Genomic DNA, 19692 nt, shown 5'->3' on the forward strand with positions numbered 1-19692 from the left:
TCATTCGTTTGGGCGCGGCATATGGACCAAGGGACGTGAGAGCGTGAAGTGTTGAGCACGAGACGAGACTACTGGGCAATTATCGTGACCCTGGCGGCGATTGCGGCCACCGGATCGATCGCCATCCACATGCTGGTGCCGGCGCTGCCCCTGATCGCAGCCGATCTGGCAATCGGCGAAGCCAAGGCGCAGCAAGTGGTGAGCATCTACCTTGCCGGGCTAGGATCGGGCCAATTGCTGGCCGGCCCCATGATCGACCGCCTTGGACGACGACCGGTCATGCTGGCGGGCCTGATGCTGTTCATTGCCGGGGCACTGGCGGGGGCGCTGGCAACGACCACTGGCCTGCTGCTTGCCGCACGCGCCATGCAAGCAGCAGGCGGGGCCTTCGGCGTCGTGACTGCCCGGGTCATGGTCGGCGACTTGTTCGGCAAGGACCGCGCAGCCGGCGCGCAGGCGACCTTGATGACCATTGTGCTGATATCTCCCGCGGTTGCCCCCGTGATCGGCGGAAGCCTGGCCGATCTTGCCGGGTGGCGCGCCGTCTTCGCCCTGCTTGCGCTGAGCGGAGCGGCCACGCTGGCAGCGGCCTTCTGGCGCCTGCCGGAAACGGTTCAGGCCGGAGTGGCAAGCGCGCGCAGCGGACTGATCGCTTCCTACGCCAAGCTGGCAAGAAACCGGCAATTCGTGCTCACGGCGGCTACCTTGGGCGCCGCCAGTAGCGGATTGTTCATGTTCCTTGGTGCCGCCCCCTTCCTGCTGGTCCACCGTTTCGGCCTGTCCTCGGGCGAAGCCGGCACCGCGCTGCTGTGGGTGGCCGCCGCAAGCATCGTCGGGACGCGTCTGGTCGTGCCGGTGGAGCGGCGTTCGAGTGCTCTGATCATCGGCACGGGCAGTTCTGCTCTGGGCGCGGGGATTGCGCTGGTGCTGGCGCTGGTGGGGATCGAAGGTGTCGGGCTACTGATCGCGCCGATCATGCTGCTGGGTCTTGGAGCGGGCCTTGCCGGACCTGTTGCCTTCAACGCAGTGGGCTTTGCCGAACCCGGCCTTGCCGCCACGGCAACCAGCCTCGCAGGCGCGCTGCAGATGCTGGCAAGCGGCTCGGCGATGAGCGTGCTGGGGCTGTTTGCGCCCATAGATCCGCTGCGGCTGGCTGTGGCGCTGGTTATCACGACATCGACGGCATTGTGCTGCGCACTGGCGCGTTCACGGCTGGCGTCGGCGCGAGGCTAGGCCGCGCTGATATCGGCGACGACCGCGTCCAGCAAGCGCGCCGCGTCCGTTCCGGCCAGATGCACCTGCAGGCCGCGCTGGCCACCGTTGATGAAGATCGCGTCCCATAGAAGCGCGGTCTCGTCGATCGCCACGGCCACGCGTTTCATCTGGCCGAACGGGCTGATCCCGCCGACCTTGTAGCCGGTGAGGCGTTCGGCATCGCCGGGACGCATCATCGTTGCAGACTTTGCCCCCAGCGCTGCCGCGACGCGCTTCATGGAAACCTCGCCGTCACTGGGCGCGATGGCACAGGCGGGCTTGCCGTCGATCAGCACCATCAGCGTCTTGAACACCTGCGCCGGTTCCACGCCCAGCGCGGACGCGGCGGCTTGCCCGATGGAGTCCGCATCGGGATCATATTCGTAGCTGCGCAGTTCGAACCGGATACCGGCCTGTTCGAGCGCTTTCGTTGCCCGGGTTGCCTGTGCCATAGGCGGTCCTTTGGCAGGACCGCCAATCGGAAGCCAGCCTGTTTGGAGTTTTGTGCATGAGCGTCGCGTTTCGCCGGGAAAGTGATGACGAACATCTTGAACCGGTGTTCGAACTGCCGATCCCGCCGGGGCCGAATCTGGTGACCGAGCGGGGACTGGCGTTGATCCGGACGCAGGTGGAGGCTTGCGAAGACAAGGTGCAGGCTCTGGTAGCCGAGGGCGCGGATGAGGCAATGATCAAGAAGGCGCGGCGCGAACAGCGCTACTGGAGCACGCGCGCAGCAACGGCCGAGTTGATGCCCGCTCCCGATGGCGACACCGTGGCATTCGGCTGCTCGGTCCAGTATCGTCTCAACGGCAAGGCGCGGTGGATCACCATCGTCGGCGATGACGAGGCCGATCCCGCCGCCGGGCTGATCGCATGGTCCGCGCCGCTGGCACGGGCGATGATGGAGGCCGAGGAAGGCGAGCTTGTCGACTTCGGTGGCAAGGCCGAGGCGATCGAGGTTCTGGCTATCCGACCGGCTTGTCTCGCCGCCGAGGGCACTTACTCCGTCGGCTGAAACAGCGCGCCAACGTCAGCCAGAGTATCTAGCCCGAGGATCGCATCGGCAAGGCGGCTGGCGGCCTCGGGCATGACGGGGACGGCTGCACGCCCGACGCAATCGATGAACTTGGCGCTTTGAGCTTCCGGGGAGAGTGGCCGCGCAGGGCAGCCCAGCGCGTTCTCGAGCCAGGCGTGATGGCTTTCGCCATCGTCCGTCACGATCCGCATCGCGCCGCCCACGCCGGGTTGCCATTCTGGCCGATGCTCCACCGTGGCCTGGACGCGGGCGGCCATGGCCAGAACTTCGGGATCGGTGAGGCTGGCGGCGTCGAAATCGTCAAGCCGCACCGCGCCGCGCACCAGGGCCAGCGCGGTGGTGAAGGGAACCGAGAACTTGGCGTCAATCGCCGTCTCGGGCGCCTGCTTGCGGGCCAGCGGCTCTACGAGCATTGACTGGATGGCATCGACGCTGACTTCGACGCGTTCGATGCTGGACTGCCTGATGCCGTGGCGCGCGGATAGGTCCAGCGCCATTTCGATGAACGGGTGCGTGCCGCGGCAGGACGGCCACGGCTTGAAGGTCAACTCGCTGCCCCAATAGTGGGTGCCGAGGCGGTCCGTCAGGTCAGCCGGATCGAACTGTCGGCCAGCGTAGAGTGCGAAAAAGGCGGACTTGCCCTCGAGCGGCTCTTCGAAGCCGGGAACGCCTTCGCGCGCCAGCAATGCGGCGGTCAGCGCGGCCTGGGCCGGAAAGGCTTCGCGCACCGCGCGCAAGGTGGTGCGGCGGCTGTGCTTGATCTCGCCCGGCATCGTCACCTGGCACAAGGTCAGCGAAAGGGCATCCTTGGTCTGCTGAGGGGACAGGCCCAGCAGATTGGCCGCCCCCGCCACCGCGCCGAATGCCGCAACGATCGGCGGGGGGTACCAGCCACCCTGCTCCATCGGCTGGCGTAGCGAAAGCGCAATCCGGCAGGCCACATCGCCGCCAACGGCCAGCGCCGTGAGGAAGCGGCGGCCATCGACCGGGCCTTCTGATTGGGCGAGCGCAAGCAGGACGGGGACGAGAGACGCATTTGGGTGTGCCGGGGCGCGATCGAAGGCGTCCTCATAATCGACCGCGTGGGCCAGCGCGCCATTGGCAAGCGCTGCGCCAAGCGGCTGGACACGATGCGGCGTCCCGATGATCGAGCACGGCCCTGCCCCGTTGGCACGGGCCAGCGCGATGAACGGTGCGGCCTCGGGCGCCAAGCCACTGGCCGCGTGCATCACGCCGATGGCGTCGAGCGCGACGCTGCGTGCGCCGTCCCGGGCACGATCGGGCAGGCTTTCCCATCGGGCCGTGGCGATGTGGCGGCAGAGCAGGTCGCTGAGAGTTTCAGTCATCGTTTCAGCCGGGCAGAGGGCCATGCCAGCAGGGCGGGATCGTGGCGGCAGGTCCACTGGCCACGCTCAAGCCGGGCCGATGCGGGGAAAGCGCAGATCGGGCGCGTGAAGCTTGTGCCATCGGCAATCTTGCGCGCCTCGATGCGCGCGGGGGCGATGCCTTCCTCGACCCAGCGGATCAGCGCCCAAAGCATGTCGCTGGCCGGATCTTCGCTGATCGGCGCATGACCGGAAGCGCCAAATGTGTCCGCTCCCGGACCACCACGGCAATGGTACATGCCGGGGACCATGAAGAGGCGCACGGCTTCGGACAGCTTCGCCAGACCGCCGTTATCGCGGGCCAGCGCGCCGTAATATTCGAGCGTCGGCCCGGCGTTGGTCGATGGGTCCTGCCAGCCCTGATAAATGATCGCGCGGTGCCCGGCTGAGAGGAAAGGGCTGATCTCCGTGCTGTCAGCCCGCAACTGCGGCATCAGGCGGTTGATCGTGGCAAGATCACCGGTGCGGCTGAAGGTCAGCGCATCCCATTCGGGATCATCGTGCGCGGCGTCGGCCCACATCGCGCGCAACAGCGGCGACGGCGGGCCGGGGCGCGTGCGGACAGCGGGGAACAGGCCCCGGTCCATCGCCCTGCCCCGTTCGTCGCGCAATGGTGCAATGACGGCCTTGAGCATGGCAAGCTTGGGCGCGGTCAGGCAGCCTTCGGCCTGCCCCGGCTTGCACAGGAGCGTCGCCGTGCGGAAGCGGCATTGCAAGGGGTTAGTGATGATCCCGTCGACCTTGCCGTCCAGCGGATCGCAGGCGCGGGTCACCGCGTTCTCGTAGAGCGACCAATCAGCGTCACTGAGCGCGGCCGCCGGCTTGCGCTGTGCTTCGAGCGCGAACCACATCATCCGCACCGATTGCAGCGGCATGTTAGGCCCCGGCGCACCTGCAATCACGCCGTCATAATCGAGCGGGTGAACCTGCATTTCCTTGAGCGCCTGTCGGCCGCCGCCCGAGCAGCCGGTGAAGTAGCTGCGTTCGACTGGCCTTGCATAGAACCGGGCAGCGAGCGCCTTTGCGGCCTGTGCCGTCAGGTGAACCGCGCGATGTTCGTAATCGGTTCGGGCCTTGGGCGCACGCATCCAGTGGGCCTCGGTCACCTTGTGGCCGCTGTCGGTTGTGACGGTGGCGAAGCCCTGGGCGACGCGCAGGCTCATGTCCAGGTAGTTGAACACCCCGGCATCACCGCCGACGCCCGCACCGAGCAAGCGCCCGTTCCACGCCATCGGCAGCCAAAGTTCAAAGCCGATGGTGCCCTCGATCCTGCCCTCGACCCGGCAGAACGGCGCATTGACGGGAACGGACTTGTAGAAGGTGGTCTTGTCATCGGGCCTGAAGGCAACGCCTGCGGGGATCGCGGTGGCCTTTTCGACCACCACGTCCCCGCTGGCGCCCTCAAGCGCGCTGCAATCGCCGGGGCTGGCGCTGGCAATCGTGGCCGCCGCCAGGAGCGATAGCAGCGCCGCCATCAGAACTTCACGCCTGCCGTCATCGAGAACATGCGCGGGATCGGGTTGGCGGACTGCGGATCGTAGCCGCGCGAGGTATCGACGAACGGCGGATCCTCGTTCAGCAGGTTACGCACGTCAAAGCCGATGCGCAGATGCTCGTTCACCTCGACGTTGAGGCCAAGGTCGAAGGTATCGTAGTTCGAGACCTTCTGCACCGGCGTGACCGTGGTGTTGGTGTAGGCAGCCAGGTGATTCCAGGTCAGGCGGCCGGAGAAGATGCCAACCTTCGCACCGATATCCGCCTGCGAACGGAACTTCTGCGGGAAGTTGATGAGCCCGATGACATTGGATACGGCAGCGCCGGGCAGCGCCTGGAACAGGTACTTGGTATAGTAGGTGCCCGAAACGCCCGCATCGAACTTCACCGCGCCGACATCCCAGTTGGCATAGGCCGCGAAATCGATGCCACGCACGCGCGAACGGCCGAGATTCTGGCGGCGTCCATCGACGATGAACTGCACGGCGTTGGCGTTGATTGTGTTATTGATCGGTAGCCCTGAGGCAATCAGTGCGTCGACTTCGGCCTGCGTCGGATTCAGCTTCACGAACGAGGCATATAGCGGGTTGGTGAGGATACCTGGCGTGCCGCGAAGAGCCTGGATCTGATCCTTGTAGTCGATGTCGAAATAGGTCAGCGACAGGCGCACCGCGCTGATCGGGCGGAATTCCGCGCCAACAGACCAGGTCGTCGCGGTCTCGGGCTTGAGCCCCGGATTGCCGCCCGCAATGCCGATGCCGGTGAGGTTGCCCGAGGCACCCGGCAGCGTATCATAGTAGAGCCCCGCCCCGCCCGCGATGGTCGAGACCTCGGTGAAGGTCGGCGCGCGGAAGGACGTGCCATAGCTGCCACGCAGGGTCAGAGATTCGACCGGCTTCCAGGTGAGGCCGATCTTCGGATTGGTGGTGCTGCCGAAATCGCTGTACTTTTCGTGGCGACCCGCGATCGACAGCGAGAGCTGCTCTATCCCCGGCATCGCATTGCCGCTGCCGACGATCGGCACGAAGAGCTCGCCGAACACTGCCTTCACGTTACGTGTGCCGGAATCGGCAGTGCGGCGCGGAGTGGCGGCCTGCCCGGTGAGCAGGTCGGTGTAGGTGTATTCCTCGCGGTATTCGCCGCCAAGGGCCACGCGGACGGCGCCACCGGGAAGGTCGAACAGCGAGCCATCGAGCTGGACGTTGGCAACGTCTAGCTTGGTGCGGCCGGTGATCACGAACAGATTGTCGCGGATCTTCGCCAGAGTGGCGGGGTTGTTCGGCCCGCCGAAGACATTGAGCGCTGTGGCCGGGTTTGTATCGGCAAGGGCAGCGTTGAGTGCGGCGGTGTTCACGCCGAGGCGGCGATCGGCCACGTCCTCGGACTCGCCGTGGGCGTAATAGGCGGTCGCCTTGAAATCGCCGACCAGCTTGGCCTCGATCCCGCCGACGACGTTCCAGGATTCACCGTGGTAGGGGTTGAAGTCAGGCCCCAGCGTCGGGACCATCGACCACAGGACCGTCTGCTGCGTGGTGCCCGGAACAGGGGTAACGAAGAACGGGTTGGTGTTGCGCACCGTGGCGCTGATGTTGTTGATGCCGGCAATGGTACCGTTGCGATAGGAATAGAACCCGTCGGCGAACAGGCGCACGCTCTCGCCCACGTCCTGCGAGACGGCAGCCGTGACGTTGTAGCGCTTCTGTTCGGGAATTACGGTATCCAGCGCGTTGTAGAAGCAGCGGTTGGCAGTGCCAGCGACGAGCGAGCCGACATTGGCCGCTGTTACCCCGCCCTGCGGAATCGCGTAAGTCTTGCCGCCAAGGCTGATCGTGCCGGGATTGCAGTTCTGCACGCGCAGATCGCGTCCACCCCGGTTGCGGTTATCGTCCTGGTAGAAATCGAGATCGTAGCCGCGCAGGTGGGTGTTGTCGGTGTATTCGGCGGCGATCATGGCCGAACCGCCATCCCACTTCTTGCCGAAGATTCCAGCGAACTGCTTTTCGGTGTATCCGCCCTCGGCGATCCCGGCGCGGGCGCGCACCTCTACGCCATCGAAGTTGCGGCGCAGAATGAAGTTGACGACGCCGGCAATGGCATCGGAGCCATAGACCGCCGAGGCACCATCGGCGACAACCTCGACCCGCTCGAGCGCGATGGCCGGCAGGACCGAGGGATCGGTGTACTGGCCTTGCGTGCCCTGCGGCGGGAAGCGGCGGCCATCATACAGCAGCAGCGTGGCGTTGGTGGAGATGCCGCGCAGGTTGATACCGGCACCGCGCGTGGCGTTGGCCGCACCATTCTGAGCCGAGCCGCCGTTGCGGTTGGCGCCGAGCGACACGACTTGCGGCACGCGGCGGAGCAAGTCATTCGTCGAGGTGACCGGCTCCTGCGCGATGTCGTCCGCGCCGATGGCGATGACGTTCGAACCGACCGGGGCTATGCCGCGGATGCGGCTGCCGGTGACGATAATGGACTGGTCTTCGGGCGCGTCCGCAGCTGAATTCTGCGTCTCCTGCGCATGAGCAGATGCGATGCAAGCGATTGCAGATGTTGCTGCAAGCAACACCTTGAAAGAGTTCCGGTTCCCCATCTTCAGTCTCCCATTTGTATCTTCACGGCCCAACGCACTCCGCCGGGCAAATCGTTCAATTCAGGCAGTTTCGCTTCGCGCTTGCCGATGCGCGGAAAGGCGCGGGGCGAGCGAGAGCAGGACAATGGCGCCGACCAGCACGCCCGCGCCGATCAATTCGGCATCGCGCGGCATCTTCAGGCCCCAGAACCATGCGAGCAGGACCGAACCGCCAATCCCGGCGACAAGACTCGCCGCGCGCTCCAAAGGCACGCAGTAGGCGTTCTCGCGCGGGTCGAGCAGGATGATGATGGCCAGCACGGAAATCACGGTGAGCGTGGCGCCGATCCAGAAGAGGTCGAGCAGCACCGGATCGCTCCACACGCCGATAAAGCCCCAGGCAAGCTCACCCGATTGGCCGCCGATGCCGCTGGCCGAGATGACACCCAGAATCACGACCGACATCGGCAGCGCGATCATCTTTTCCTCGACGAAATAGCGCCTTACCGAGGCCGGGTCACCGCTCTTGGAGATCTTCGTCATTACGAACAGGCGCAGGAAATATCCCAGCGTGTAGAGCACGACGGTGAGGATCGCGATCGGTGGGAGCTTGAGGCCACCCCGGTCGGACAGGGTTATGACCAGCGCGAACAGGACCATTGCCAGCGCAGTCCAGCTCCACCAGCGCACGCGGCGGCCGAACATCACGTCGACCAGCGGCGCGATGATCAGGATGTCGCCGCGCATGACCAGCTGGATGAACGGGATGCTGACATTGGGGATGGTGAAGCTGAGCGGCACGGTGAACAGCACCAGCGAAGTGCCGAGGCCGGAAAGGAAGGTGTAGAATGCCGGGAACGGCAAGCGGACCGGCCCCAACGAGACTTTGTTGGCATCACGGTGCCAGCCCGACAGCCAGATGAAGCCCCAGGTCAGCACCATGTTGATGATCAGCGACGCGGGCAGGGTTTCGAGGCCGGTGAGCGGACGGCCAAGCCCGGCGTGCGGCTGCGAGGTGACCAGCTTGGTCACGATCACGTTCGGCAGGTACGCCAGCAGGTAAAGCAGGACGTAGCCTTCGAGGGGAAATGCGGCGGCGCGCGGCTTCATGCTGCCTGCTCCAGCACGACCATGCCTGCGTCTTCGCGGTACGCGGCGTTGAGCCCGGCTTCCCGCGTGACGGCGGCCAGATAGTCAACCACCGCGGCATGGTCTTCGCTGCCCGGCTCGGCCAGGCGCGGCACGGCATCGCGGCCGATGACAAGCGGCAGCAAGCCCGCGCGCAGCACCTTGCCACCGGCGATTTCGAGCCGCGCGATCATGGACAGGCGCGCGGCCTTCGGGAAGTTGTAGAGACTTTCGAAATCCGGCTCCCACTCTTCGGCAAGGACGCGGATCTCGTTGAAACTCTTCGAATTGGCGTGGGCCTCGTCCATCGCAAGATCGGTGGCGAAATTGCACAGCGAATAGAACACCGGCTTGCCGTCGATCAGCTCGCAGCCCTTGAGGATGTGGGCATGGCCGCCGAAGATCGCATCGGCCCCGGCGGCAATCGCGGCGCGGGCAACATCGCGCTGGTAATCGGCAATCACTGCACGGACGAAGTGGATGCCCCAGTGGTGCGAGACGAGGACGACGTCGGCCTGCTGTTTCGCGGCGCGGATGTCTGCCTCCATTGCGGCGAGGTCTTCGCGGTGGGGATAGGTGTGGACTCGCGCCGGGGTGCCTGGCTGATCGTGCTCGATCTGCTCATAGACAGTGAAGGCGCGCATCGGGGCGCAACCGGGCCGACGCTCGTCAGCCCAGTAGGAATGCGGGAGAATGCTGGAATAGGCGAGGAAGGCCACGCGCGTTCCATCGCCCAGCGAGCGGATCACCGGTCGGCGAGCCTCGGCAATGTTGGCCCCGGCCCCGACCACGCTCATGCCCGCCTTTTCAAGGTGCCTGCGCGTTTCGAAGAAGGCTTCGTGTCCCCAGTCCATCACGTGGTTGCCGGCCATGGAGATCACATCGAACCCGGCGCGACCCAGAGCGGCTGCACCTTCGGGCCTGGCGAGCACGGCATGGCGCGCCTGAGGCAGACGGACACCCTTTTCGGCAAAGCTGGTCTCGAGCTGGCCGAACACCACGTCCGCAGCGCGCAGGACAGCCGCCGTCCCGGCAAAGCAGGCGTCGTAATCATCGCGGTCCATCGCGAGATCGCCAGTGGCCAGAACAGTGTGAATCACGTCTCTCCCTTCATTGTTATGGTCCATTGCTTAAAGGCGGCAAACGTTTTACGCAAGCGCTTGCATTGCAGAACCTGTCAGACAAATGTGCGGTGCAAGAGAAGGAGGATCGCTTGAGCAGACATCACATCATGGGCGCAGCGCTCGGCATGGCCATGATGGCAGCGCCGCTGGCCGCGCAAGACCAGCCCAACAGCTTCGACACGATGCCGAATGGACCCGGCACCGGGCCCTATCTGGCAGTGATGACGCAAGATCCCGCCCTGCCCGCGCATGTGATCTATCGACCGGCGGACCTTGCGAAAGCCAAGGCGCTGGGGGTGCTTGTCTGGGGCAATGGCGGGTGCAGTGCCGATGGCGCCAGTGCGCGGCAGCACCTGATCGAGATTGCCAGCCATGGCTATGTAGTGATTGCGCCCGGCGACATCATGAACGGCCCGGGCGCGACAAAAAAGCGCGAACCGCGGGCGCCGGAAAAATCCGGCCAGTTGCCGCCAGTTGCAACAACCAGTGCCGACGTGAAGGCGGGCCTCGACTGGGCACTGGCCGAGAACGCCAAGGCTGGAAGCGCGCTCTACGGCAGGATCGACGACAAGGCGCTGGCCGTGGCCGGGCACAGCTGCGGCGGCCTGCAGGCGCTCGAAGTGGCGCCCGATCCGCGCATCCGCACCGTACTGGTACACAACAGCGGCGTGTTTACCGACGGCACCAACCCGATCCGCGGCATCACCGTGAACAAGGCGATGCTCGAGAAACTGCACACGCCGGTGCTTTATGTCCTGGGCGGGCCGGACGACATCGCCTTTCCCAACGGCACCGATGATTTCAAGCGGATCGACAAGGTGCCGGCTGCCATGGTTCAACTGCCCGTGGGCCACGGTGGCACGTTCCGCACGGCAAACGGTGGTGCGGTGGCGGCGCTGTCGGTCGACTGGCTGGAGTGGCAACTGCGCGGCGACAAGACTGCGGCGCGCAGCTTTACCGGCAGCAACTGCCGCTTGTGCGTCGTGCCCGGCTGGACAATCGAGAAGAAAGGGATCGACTGACACGGGCGCGCCTGGTGCCTAGCGGCAGCGCGGGCCGGACGGGCCCTCCTGCCGCAGGCACGGACGCAACATCGGTGGCGGCGTGTGATCGACGAACTGGGTCGGACGCGCTGGCCACTTGCCCGAAGCGACGCGCTGTTCAAGATGCGCAATCGCCGCAAGGACCTGTTCGGGCGGCAAGCGGCAGTGCCCCGCTCCCTTGTGCCAGAGCGGCTGCATCATCGCAGGCGGCGCAGCGTCGGCATAGGCGCGCTGCAGCGAAGGTGAGGTCAGCCCATCGCCCACAGCCTGCAGCGACACCAGTGGCACGCGCGGGCGGGCTGATGGCGTATAGTTATCAAGCATGTAGCGCACGGCTGATGGCTTGGCGCTGACCCTTGGGGCGCGGGCAAGCGTGGCGAGATCGCGGCTCAGGCTCAGCCCGGCCTTGCGATACATCGCCTCCACGAAGGGCCGACGTCCCGAACGATCCAATTGCCGGGCGTAGTTCACGCCGGTGTTCCACGAGAAGACGCCGCCCGCGCGGCTCTCCTGATCATTGCGCGGCATGAAGGTGCCCATGACCAGCGTCGCGGCGATCTCGTCAACCTGCGCTTCGCCATCGTCGTCGGCCGGCTCGGGACGCTCGGGCCGGGTCCAGCCGGGAATGCCGCCGAGCACACCCGCCAGTGCGATCCGCGCCCTGCCTTCGCGGGTTTGACGGGCAGCATCGATTGCCGCCATGGCCTTGCGGCCATTGGCCATGTCGTCAGCGACGTTGACCAGCGACAGCCCGGAATTGGGCGCGATCAGGGTGGCAGTGGCAAAAGCCCCGTCCAGCCCCATGTTCATCATGCCGACCGCGCCGCCGATCGAAGGACACATCGCGAGAGCGCCGTCGATCACCGGCCTGTCCTGCTCGGCCAGCGCGGTGGAAATGAGGCCGCCCATTGACGACCCCCAGGCTAGCACGCGTGCCGGGCGCCCTTCGCGCGCGACAAAGGCCTCGACGGTGGCGCGCTGCGCGGGCACAGCCTGTTCGAGCGACCACCCGCCCGCGCCATAGTCTGACGCCACCAGCGCATAACCCTTGGCGAGCAGCAGATCACGGTACTGCGCAGGCGCGGGTTCGGCCGGGTCGATGCGAGGGGAGTAGCCGTGGCTCCACAACAGCAGGCTGCCGTTGAAGTTTGCCGGAACCAGTGCCTGCCATTTCGCCCCGCTGGCAAGTGTGCCCTCGATCATGCGCGAAACGGGCGCTGCATCCTGCGCGACGAGCGGAGCGGCAAGCATCGCCAGAGGGGCGAGCAGCAGACGCAGCTTCACGCCACTGGCTCCTGCGCCAGCCACGCGAGAATATCGGCACGGTCTGCATCTAGACGGGGCGGTGCGGCAAGCGTCGGACCCGCCTGCCCCGCCACACGGTAGCCGGGGCCGGGAATTTGAACGCATTCCTGGGGGAGACCGGGAATCTGAAGATCCACCAGTGCGCCCTTGCCTGCAAGCGCCCCAGCCTCGTCCACGCGACGCACCATGCCGCAGGGAATGCCTGCATTGCTCAGGCGCTGCTCCCAATCAGCGGCATCGCCCGTGGCGAACACGGCCGAGAGAGCGGCGTGCATGGCATCGAAATTGGCGCGGCGGGCGTCGGGCGTGGCAAAGCGTTCATCGGCCAGCCAGTCCTCGTGTCCGAGTTCGCGCGCGAGTGCAGCGAACTGCGGCGGCTGGACTACGCCGAGCGAGATCTGCCGCCCATCGCGCGTGGTGAACAGCGACGCCGTCGGCAATCCGCTATAGCCGGTGTTGCCCATGCGGCTCATCGGCTTGCCGGTCACGAGGAACGGAGTCAGCGCCGAGGTCATGAAGGCGAGGCTGGCATCGAACATCGATACATCGAGCTTGCTGCCCCCACCGCCACGCTCGCGCTGCATGAGCGCGCCGAGGATCGCCATGGCGGCGGTCTGTCCGGTCAGCGTATCGACGATGGGGAAGCCCACGCGCACCGGCGGATCACCCTCGTCGCCACTCAGCATCATCATGCCACTGGTGGCCTGCACGATATTGTCGATGGCCGGCCAATCGCGGTGCGGGCCTTCCTGGCCATAGCCGGAAACCGAGCAGTATATCAGGTCGGGACGCAGATCGCACGCAGCCTCGTAGCCAAGACCGAGCCGCGCCATGACGCCGGGCCGGAAGTTTTCGAGCAAGACGTCGGACCGGGCGATCACGCCCCGGGCAATGGCAAGATCGGCCTCGTCCTTGAGATCGAGCGCGATCGACTTCTTGCCGGCATTGGCAGCGATGAACGCGGGCGACATCCCGTCGTAGCGCCGGTCAGCGCCATAGTTGCGGAAGCCATCTCCGCCCTTGGGCTCGATCTTGATGACCTCGGCCCCCATCATCCGCAGCAGGTGCGAAGCGTAAGGCCCAGCCATGACGTGGCTGAAGTCGGCAATCCGGATGCCGGAGAGCGGGCCGGTGGCTGGAGGCGAAATCATGGCTTCTCCGGAAATTGCTTGCGGACCACGGTCCATTGCTTGTCCTTGCACAGCCCGCAGTCGGGGCCGGTAAACATCGCGCCCGCCTTGGCCTTGCGTTTCAATTGCCAATCGAGCCAGGCCGCGCCGATGCGGCCATAATCGCCACCATTGGCAAGGCCGAAGGTGCCGCCATGGCCGATGGCCGAGTTGGCGAAGAACACCGGCACATGGGCAATGCGCGACACATCGTCAGACCCGTTGGGGTAGGCAATGTCGTCAGGCCCGCCGAGGATGTAGGCAACGGGCGTGTGCAGCCTGGCGAGATCGTCCTTGGTAATGCCAACGCCGCTCAGGCCCGAGCCTGCGCGCACATAGACTCCGCTGTTGAAGGCGACGACCGCGCCGATGCGTGGATCGGCACCGGCTGCAAGGGCTTGCAGGCCGCCGCAGGAGTGCCCCATGACGGCAATGCGTGAAAGATCGGCATGGGGCGCGAGATCGCTGCCCCTGACCCAGTCGATCGCGCCGAGCAACTGGCTCACCTGCGTTTCGTCCGGCGTTGCGCGGGCCGGCGGAGCCCCTGTCGGGCGCGGGCCGTTTGCGGGAGGAAGTGCGGCAAGCACCGGCCGCTCCTCGCGCGGGGTGCCATTGGCAACGACCAGATAGCCGTGGCTGGCTATCTCACGCAGGAAATGGCTGGCCGACAGGCCGTTGTCGCGGCAGCCGCCATTGCCCCACAGCACCAGTGGCAAGCGCTTGCTCGGCCACTTTGCGGGGCGGTAGATGGTGTAACCCGGCGCATCGGCGCGGCCTTGCGCAATGGCAGGCATTCCGCCGGAACCAGCAGGCATACCGATCGTCCGGGCACTCTGCGCCTCTGCTGTGAGCGGGGCGATGCCGAGCGCGAGGCCCAGCAGGAAGGATGTCATCTTCTTCATGTGCCACTCCCGCAGGTAATCCGGTCCCGTCCCTTCACCGCTGCGCGGGCGGAACGGAATGCAGCCTCGCCATCGATGCCATAGGCGGCAAGGCCGCGCGCATTGGCTTCTGAATCGCGCAGGTAGATTGCGTCGAAGCGCTGCTGGTCTGCCACGCTGGCAGGGTTGAAGGTGACCTTGGCCGCCACGGCTTCGGCCTTGCCCTTCTCGACCGCGGCGCGAACCTGGCGAGCCAGCGCCGCTTCCCACACGACGATGCCATCGGTCAGGACCTGACGATCAGCCTCGGACAAGGCGTTCCAGCGCTTCTCGCTCATCGCGCGCGCTGGATAGGCACCTCGGGGCACGGCGATCTGGTAGAAGTGCTTCGAGATTTCGGCAAAGTGCAGCGACTTGAAGGTGTCTTCCGGCGCGATCACGCCGTCGATCACGCCCTTGGCCATGGCAGAGTAGACTTCGCCCATCGGCATGTTGACGGGGTCCGCACCGAGGGAGTCCAGCACGCTCAGGAGTTCGGTCGGCGCACGGATGCGCAGGCCCTTGATGTCATCCAGACTGCGCACCTGCCGGTTGGCCGTAACGAGACCGGGCAGCGTGCCGCCCTGCACCGCAAGCACCTTGAGCCCTGCCAGTTCATGCCCGACCTGCGGATTGGCGCTGGCGATGCACCCATAGAGCGCAACCTGCGATTCCACGCTGTCCGCGCCCTGATAGAAGCCCGACTGGATGCGGATGAGGTGCGTGCCGCCGCGCACGTAGATCGGCGTGATCAGGCCGATATCGGCCACGCCGTGGCGCAGTTCCTCCATCGACATGTCCGATGAAAGCAGCGCGCCCGACCATACCGGCCTGATCCGGATGCGCCCGTCCGAGCGCTTTTCGACAAAGGCCATCCATTCCTGGTCGGCCTTGGAAAACGGATGGTTGGGGCTGTAGGGCGAGGCATAAGTCAGTTCGGTCACGCCCGGATCGACCGGGCGCGCGCAGGCCGCCAGGAGCAGGATCAGCAGGGCGGCGAAGAGCCTCACGCGAGCTCTCGCTTCTGCAGGAACTCCGCCACCATGCCGACCATCCTGTCATGATCCCAATTGGCGGCATCGACCATGTCGGCGTCGATCATCAGCACCGGCACGCCTGCCTTTTCCAGCGCCTCGGCGGTGATCTTGGTGCCGGATTGCGACAGGCGGTTCTCCGGTGGCAGCAGGACAACGCAAGCATCGATGCCGCAGCGCTCTGCTTCGCTAGTCATCCAGCCGTTCATCCATGGCGGCAGGTGCAGCACCTCGTTCATCGAGCAGATGCGGCTGGCCAGCGCCTCCATCGGGCGACCCTGCACTTCGCGGATGTACTGCGGACCTGCAAAGGGCATGTACATCGACCAGACGAAGACCGCGCCCATGCGCTCTTCCAGCGCCTGATAGAAGCCGGGATCGTGCCACACGCCCGCGCCGATCCACATCAGGCGAATCTTCTCATTCGCAGCGGTGCCCTCGCCCGCGGCAATGCGCTCCATCACCTCGTCGCGAAAGCGCTTGGCATGCCCCACCGCCCAGTCGGAGCCGCGATGCCACTGCGGAATCATCGTGTTGGGCATCTGCTCTGCGATCGAGACCGGGCACGGCCGTGCCTTGCCGATGGCCTGCGCCGCTTGCCAGATATAGCCTTCCTGCTCGTTGATGCGCTCCATCAGGTAGTGGAGCTTTTCCTCATCGAACTTGCGACCGGTGCGGTTCTCCAGCAGCGCAATCAGGTCGCGCATTTCCGAAACGGCCAGCGCGATGCGATCCGCGTCATAGACCTGTTCCCACTGGTCCTTCGAATGGGCGAACCAGCGCGGATCCTTGTGCTCCCACGCGGGGGCTTCCATCGGGAAGAATTCGCTGCCCAGCGCATCGGCCCACTGCCCGAACACGTGCTGGATGCAATCGCAGGTCATCCGCGCGACAAGCACCGTGGGCTTTGGCAAGCCGCCCCATGGCGCGGTCCTGGGGTCGTTAGCCAGCGTGCAGGCAAGGCCGAGCGAGCAGTACTTGCAGCTGTTCTTCGGGTAACCGGCCTGCGCCATCACCTCGAAATAATGGTTCGAGAGCTGCTTGGCCGAGATGTAGGCCGACCACCACTGGTTGGTGATGATCGGTATGTCCATCACGTGGAATATTTCGTGCGGCGTATCGGCCTGGACGATGGCAAAAGGCTCGCCCTCGTCGACGACGCGGCGCCTGAGGTCTGCTCCGAACTGCTTCTGGTAGGCGCTCGCAGCGGCGGTGCAGGCAAGGTCCTTGCGGCTGCGCTGGCCCGAGGGTTTCGTGATGGGTTCGGCGCTCACTGGAAGACTCCTGCCTGTTCGAGTTCGGCAATCCGGGCCTCTGACAGGCCGCACAGATCGCGCGCGATTTCATGGACATGCTCGCCCATGCCGGGCGCGCGGAAGGGTTGGAACCGATCGCGCGAGAAGCGCAGCGGCGTGGCGATGTGGCCGAAGGGACCGAGCAGGGGATGGTCGAGCGTGACCAGCGCGCCGCGCCCGATCAACTGGGCGTCGCGCTCGATCATGTCCTCGCAATCCTGCACCACGCCGCAGGCGATGCCGTGGGCCTGAAGCTCGGCGGCGATGGCGTGGTCCTCGCGAAATGCCGTCCATGCGGCGGGATCGGCGCCAGTGATCGCCAGAAGCTTCGCATGGTCAGCCGCGGTCGGGCAGGAGACCGCCACCCAGCGGTCCTCGCCCGCCGCGGGGAGCACGTCCTGCCAGAACACCCGCGCATCGGCATTGCCCATGCGCTGCGGCCGCTCGCCCCGCTTGGCCTGTTCAAGATAATCGCGCATCTGCTGGACGCAGATCTCGTACATCGAAGCATCGATATGGCAGCCGCGCCCGGTCTCGCGCCGATATTGCAGCGCGCCGGCGACCCCTGCCGCCATGACATAGGGCACGATCACGTCGCCGAACGGGACCGCGCCGGGGATAACCGGATCGCGATCCGGCCAGCCGGTCAGGTAAGTGCGGCCCGAGAGCGCCCCGCCGGTGCCATCGACGCCCCATTCCTGCGCCATCGGCCCGGTCTGGCCGAACACGCTGCCCGAGACCATCACGATCCCGGGGTTGCGCGCCGCAAGGCTGTCGTAATCCAGACCCAGCTTGGCCATCGTGCCGGGCGAGAAGTTCTCGACCACCACGTCGGCCCAGTCGATCAGGGGATCGATCAGCTCGCGGGCCTCGGCCTTCTTCATGTTGAGCGAAAGGCTGCGCTTGGAGGTGTTGAGGTGCGAAAACCACGGCTTGTCGTCCCAGTTGCCGGGCTTCGAGGCCGAGACTTGCACGTCCAGACGGGCCAGATCGGGCCTGGTCCGCGTCTCGATCTTGACGATTTCCGCGCCAAGGTCGCCCAGTGTCTTGGTGGTGATCGAACCGACCAGCGCCCACGCGAAATCGAGCACCTTCACGCCCGAAAGCGGCCCCGGACGGGTGCCGGTGTGGATGGCGGGCGCGGCAACTTGCGCGCTGCCTTCACGGAACGCAGCGAAGCGTTCGGGCAGGCCATCCGCCGTGTCGAAGAAGCCCCGCGCGGCAAGATGCGGGTCCGCCAGCACGTCTGCCGGTTCGTTGGCAACGCAGGCGTTGATCCCGCGCCGCAAGCCTTCGGTCGCGATCTCGTGCTTGGTGCGCGAGAGGAAAAATGCGGCGATGGCCGCTTCCCACAGGCTGCGGGTTTCAGCAGGGAGAGTGGAGCGGTTGTAGGAAAGCCAGTCCGTCCCAGCCATGGGATTGGGCATGCCCGCTTCGTCGATCCAGTCTGACAGCGCCTGGTTGGCGGGCGCGCCGAGGCGCCCGGTCATCAGCGAATGGAAGCACCAGCCATCGGCGAGCCGCCAGATCGCCCGCACCGTCGCCTTGCCATAGGCGAGTGCGCCGCCAACGCGGACCAGCTTGCGCTCGTCAAACTGCCAGACCAGTACGCCGTTGAAATTGCGGCTGAAGGCGACTTGCTGGATCGAAACATCGACGTGCTGGCCCTTCCCGTGGCTTCCACGTGCATAGTGCGCCGCCAACGCGCCCGAGGCGGCCACCATGTCGGCGTGGAAGGTGCAGGCGTCGCCCGCCTCCTTGACCGGGGGCAGGCCGGGTTCGCCTGTGACCCGCAAGGCCCCGCCCATCGCCGAGGCGACCAGTTCGCCGCCCTTCCAGGCCGAGCGTGGCCCGCCCGAACCGAACGGCGTGACCGAAACATGCACCACCGTCTCCGGAATGTTGACGCCCTCAAGCCCTTCCAGTCCAAGGTCATCGATCACGAACGACGCGCCTTCGACCGGCCCGCCCAGTTCCGCACCAAGCGATGCCAGGAAGCGTGCGAGCGCGCGATCCGCCATGCCGCCGAGTACGGCAACGCGGTGTCCGCTGAGCAGCTTCATGCGGCCACTCCTGCGAGAAAGGCAGTGATTTCGGCATCGATCCCGTCACGGCACGACCAGTCGCGCCGGGTGGCGACCATGACTGGCAGGCCCTGCGCCGCCAGCGCTGCGCGCATCGCAGGCAGGTGCCACACGGTCGTGTCGTCCTCCTCGATCAGCCACAGCACAGCCGCTTTTGCGCCAACCGCCAGAGCCCTTTCGGTGAGCGCACCGGAGCGATCGAAAAAGCCGCGCGTGTCGAGGCGAAGGGCATGAAGCTGGCGGGCAACCGCGGCAAAGGGATTTCCGATCTCTTCCACCAGCAGCCCTGCGTCCTGCCACTCGTCGGCCAGCGTGCGACCGGTTGCGGTCCAGCCCTCGCGCTCGATCATGCGATGCATGCGCTCATCGGGCAGCGGACTCCCGGCAATCAGGCATACCTTGCCCTCGGCGGACGGAATGCCCGGCTTTGCGCGGGCTGCGTTGCCGGCAACGATGGCCGCAGACAGCGCCGCCTCGCCCACGCCCAGCCGCTCCGCCAGCTTGCGCAGCGCCACCTCGTCGCGGGCGATACTGCTAGGCCTCTGGCTTTTGGCAATATCCAGCACCAGCGGTTCCGGGCCCTTGATCGCGCCGGATCGGCGCAACTCGCACAGGTAGTAATATAGGCGCTGCGCACTATCGTCGGCGCGCGAGAACACGACCGCCTCGAGATGGTCGAGCGCGCCGTCGGCCCAGTCCTGCAGCACCGACCGGGTCCACGGCGCGAACTTGCTTTCCAGCCAGCGGTCCGCCGCGGGCATGGCGCGATCCACGTTCCACGTCAGCGGTCCGGCATTGCGCCTGGTCGCCTCCAACAGGTCATGCGGCAAGTTTGGTCCGGCATAAGCAAAC

General features: G+C 66.0%; 16 protein-coding genes. 3 read left to right on the forward strand and 13 right to left on the reverse strand.

The genetic code is table 11. From position 1 onward, the window contains the following. The first annotated feature begins 51 nt into the window (after positions 1–51). Positions 52–1233 (forward strand): MFS transporter, encoded by a 1182-nt coding sequence (locus AC1Q5P_RS14425; protein ID WP_492519283.1) that lies wholly within the window; start codon positions 52–54, stop codon positions 1231–1233. Here the strand turns inward: AC1Q5P_RS14425 and ybaK are convergent. After that, a complete protein-coding gene (gene ybaK / locus AC1Q5P_RS14430) occupies positions 1230–1706 on the reverse strand; it encodes a Cys-tRNA(Pro) deacylase (protein ID WP_492519284.1) in 477 nt (158 codons plus the stop codon). The genes AC1Q5P_RS14425 and ybaK overlap by 4 nt on opposite strands. Before the next feature lie 56 nt (positions 1707–1762). On the opposite strand from ybaK, the gene AC1Q5P_RS14435 reads away from it, so the two are divergent. Next, a complete protein-coding gene (locus AC1Q5P_RS14435) occupies positions 1763–2269 on the forward strand; it encodes a GreA/GreB family elongation factor (protein ID WP_492519285.1) in 507 nt (168 codons plus the stop codon). Here the strand turns inward: AC1Q5P_RS14435 and AC1Q5P_RS14440 are convergent. From AC1Q5P_RS14440 to AC1Q5P_RS14460, 5 genes are read right to left on the reverse strand one after another with little or no spacing between them, the layout of a single operon-like run. Then, on the reverse strand, positions 2254–3636 hold the full coding sequence (locus AC1Q5P_RS14440) for an MmgE/PrpD family protein (protein WP_492519286.1): 1383 nt from the start codon (positions 3634–3636) through the stop codon (positions 2254–2256). The genes AC1Q5P_RS14435 and AC1Q5P_RS14440 overlap by 16 nt on opposite strands. Beyond that, positions 3633–5150: a tannase/feruloyl esterase family alpha/beta hydrolase gene (locus AC1Q5P_RS14445; RefSeq protein ID WP_492519287.1), complete on the reverse strand. Its 1518-nt coding sequence runs from the start codon at positions 5148–5150 to the stop codon at positions 3633–3635. The genes AC1Q5P_RS14440 and AC1Q5P_RS14445 overlap by 4 nt, the downstream gene beginning before the upstream one ends. Beyond that, positions 5150–7759 (reverse strand): TonB-dependent receptor, encoded by a 2610-nt coding sequence (locus AC1Q5P_RS14450; RefSeq protein ID WP_492478416.1) that lies wholly within the window; start codon positions 7757–7759, stop codon positions 5150–5152. The genes AC1Q5P_RS14445 and AC1Q5P_RS14450 overlap by 1 nt, the downstream gene beginning before the upstream one ends. A gap of 60 nt (positions 7760–7819) precedes the next feature. Then, positions 7820–8848 (reverse strand): hypothetical protein, encoded by a 1029-nt coding sequence (locus AC1Q5P_RS14455; protein WP_492519288.1) that lies wholly within the window; start codon positions 8846–8848, stop codon positions 7820–7822. Then, positions 8845–9966 (reverse strand): CapA family protein, encoded by a 1122-nt coding sequence (locus tag AC1Q5P_RS14460; protein ID WP_492519289.1) that lies wholly within the window; start codon positions 9964–9966, stop codon positions 8845–8847. Before AC1Q5P_RS14460 ends, AC1Q5P_RS14455 begins: the two co-directional genes overlap by 4 nt. A gap of 113 nt (positions 9967–10079) precedes the next feature. Here AC1Q5P_RS14460 and AC1Q5P_RS14465 point away from each other — a divergent pair, with 113 nt between their 5' ends. Beyond that, complete coding sequence (locus tag AC1Q5P_RS14465; protein ID WP_492519290.1) at positions 10080–11012, forward strand: alpha/beta hydrolase; 933 nt, start codon at positions 10080–10082, stop codon at positions 11010–11012. A gap of 18 nt (positions 11013–11030) precedes the next feature. Here AC1Q5P_RS14465 and AC1Q5P_RS14470 read toward each other — a convergent pair whose 3' ends face one another. Genes AC1Q5P_RS14470 through AC1Q5P_RS14500 form a run of 7 tightly spaced genes read right to left on the reverse strand, consistent with a single transcriptional unit; the run spans position 11031 to position 19655 of the window. Then, on the reverse strand, positions 11031–12317 hold the full coding sequence (locus AC1Q5P_RS14470; RefSeq protein ID WP_492519291.1) for an alpha/beta fold hydrolase: 1287 nt from the start codon (positions 12315–12317) through the stop codon (positions 11031–11033). Continuing rightward, the gene (locus AC1Q5P_RS14475) at positions 12314–13489 is read right to left on the reverse strand and encodes a CaiB/BaiF CoA transferase family protein (RefSeq protein WP_492519292.1); all 1176 of its coding nucleotides are present in this window, start codon (positions 13487–13489) and stop codon (positions 12314–12316) included. The genes AC1Q5P_RS14470 and AC1Q5P_RS14475 overlap by 4 nt, the downstream gene beginning before the upstream one ends. Continuing rightward, positions 13486–14409, reverse strand: coding sequence for an alpha/beta hydrolase (locus tag AC1Q5P_RS14480; RefSeq protein ID WP_492519293.1), 924 nt, complete (start codon positions 14407–14409; stop codon positions 13486–13488). Before AC1Q5P_RS14480 ends, AC1Q5P_RS14475 begins: the two co-directional genes overlap by 4 nt. Then, entirely contained in the window at positions 14406–15437 is a 1032-nt protein-coding gene (gene dctP, locus AC1Q5P_RS14485) for a TRAP transporter substrate-binding protein DctP (RefSeq protein WP_039336793.1), read from the reverse strand. The genes AC1Q5P_RS14480 and dctP overlap by 4 nt, the downstream gene beginning before the upstream one ends. Next, entirely contained in the window at positions 15434–16735 is a 1302-nt protein-coding gene (locus AC1Q5P_RS14490; RefSeq protein ID WP_492519294.1) for a 2-hydroxyacyl-CoA dehydratase subunit D, read from the reverse strand. Before AC1Q5P_RS14490 ends, dctP begins: the two co-directional genes overlap by 4 nt. Continuing rightward, the gene (locus AC1Q5P_RS14495) at positions 16732–18819 is read right to left on the reverse strand and encodes a CaiB/BaiF CoA-transferase family protein (RefSeq protein WP_492519295.1); all 2088 of its coding nucleotides are present in this window, start codon (positions 18817–18819) and stop codon (positions 16732–16734) included. The genes AC1Q5P_RS14490 and AC1Q5P_RS14495 overlap by 4 nt, the downstream gene beginning before the upstream one ends. Then, positions 18816–19655 (reverse strand): hypothetical protein, encoded by an 840-nt coding sequence (locus AC1Q5P_RS14500; RefSeq protein ID WP_236727182.1) that lies wholly within the window; start codon positions 19653–19655, stop codon positions 18816–18818. The genes AC1Q5P_RS14495 and AC1Q5P_RS14500 overlap by 4 nt, the downstream gene beginning before the upstream one ends. Between the last annotated feature and the right edge of the window lie 37 nt (positions 19656–19692).

Source organism: Novosphingobium sp. GW835-FHT14H07 (assembly GCF_058793515.1).

Bases quoted from the DNA above. Each gene is read 5' to 3' on its own strand.
- ybaK (WP_492519284.1), bottom strand. From the start codon at position 1,706: ATGGCACAGGCAACCCGGGCAACGAAAGCGCTCGAACAGGCCGGTATC.
- AC1Q5P_RS14435 (WP_492519285.1), top strand. From the start codon at position 1,763: ATGAGCGTCGCGTTTCGCCGGGAAAGTGATGACGAACATCTTGAACCG.
- AC1Q5P_RS14440 (WP_492519286.1), bottom strand. From the start codon at position 3,636: ATGACTGAAACTCTCAGCGACCTGCTCTGCCGCCACATCGCCACGGCC.
- AC1Q5P_RS14445 (WP_492519287.1), bottom strand. From the start codon at position 5,150: ATGGCGGCGCTGCTATCGCTCCTGGCGGCGGCCACGATTGCCAGCGCC.
- AC1Q5P_RS14450 (WP_492478416.1), bottom strand. From the start codon at position 7,759: ATGGGGAACCGGAACTCTTTCAAGGTGTTGCTTGCAGCAACATCTGCA.
- AC1Q5P_RS14455 (WP_492519288.1), bottom strand. From the start codon at position 8,848: ATGAAGCCGCGCGCCGCCGCATTTCCCCTCGAAGGCTACGTCCTGCTT.
- AC1Q5P_RS14475 (WP_492519292.1), bottom strand. From the start codon at position 13,489: ATGATTTCGCCTCCAGCCACCGGCCCGCTCTCCGGCATCCGGATTGCC.
- AC1Q5P_RS14480 (WP_492519293.1), bottom strand. From the start codon at position 14,409: ATGAAGAAGATGACATCCTTCCTGCTGGGCCTCGCGCTCGGCATCGCC.
- AC1Q5P_RS14495 (WP_492519295.1), bottom strand. From the start codon at position 18,819: ATGAAGCTGCTCAGCGGACACCGCGTTGCCGTACTCGGCGGCATGGCG.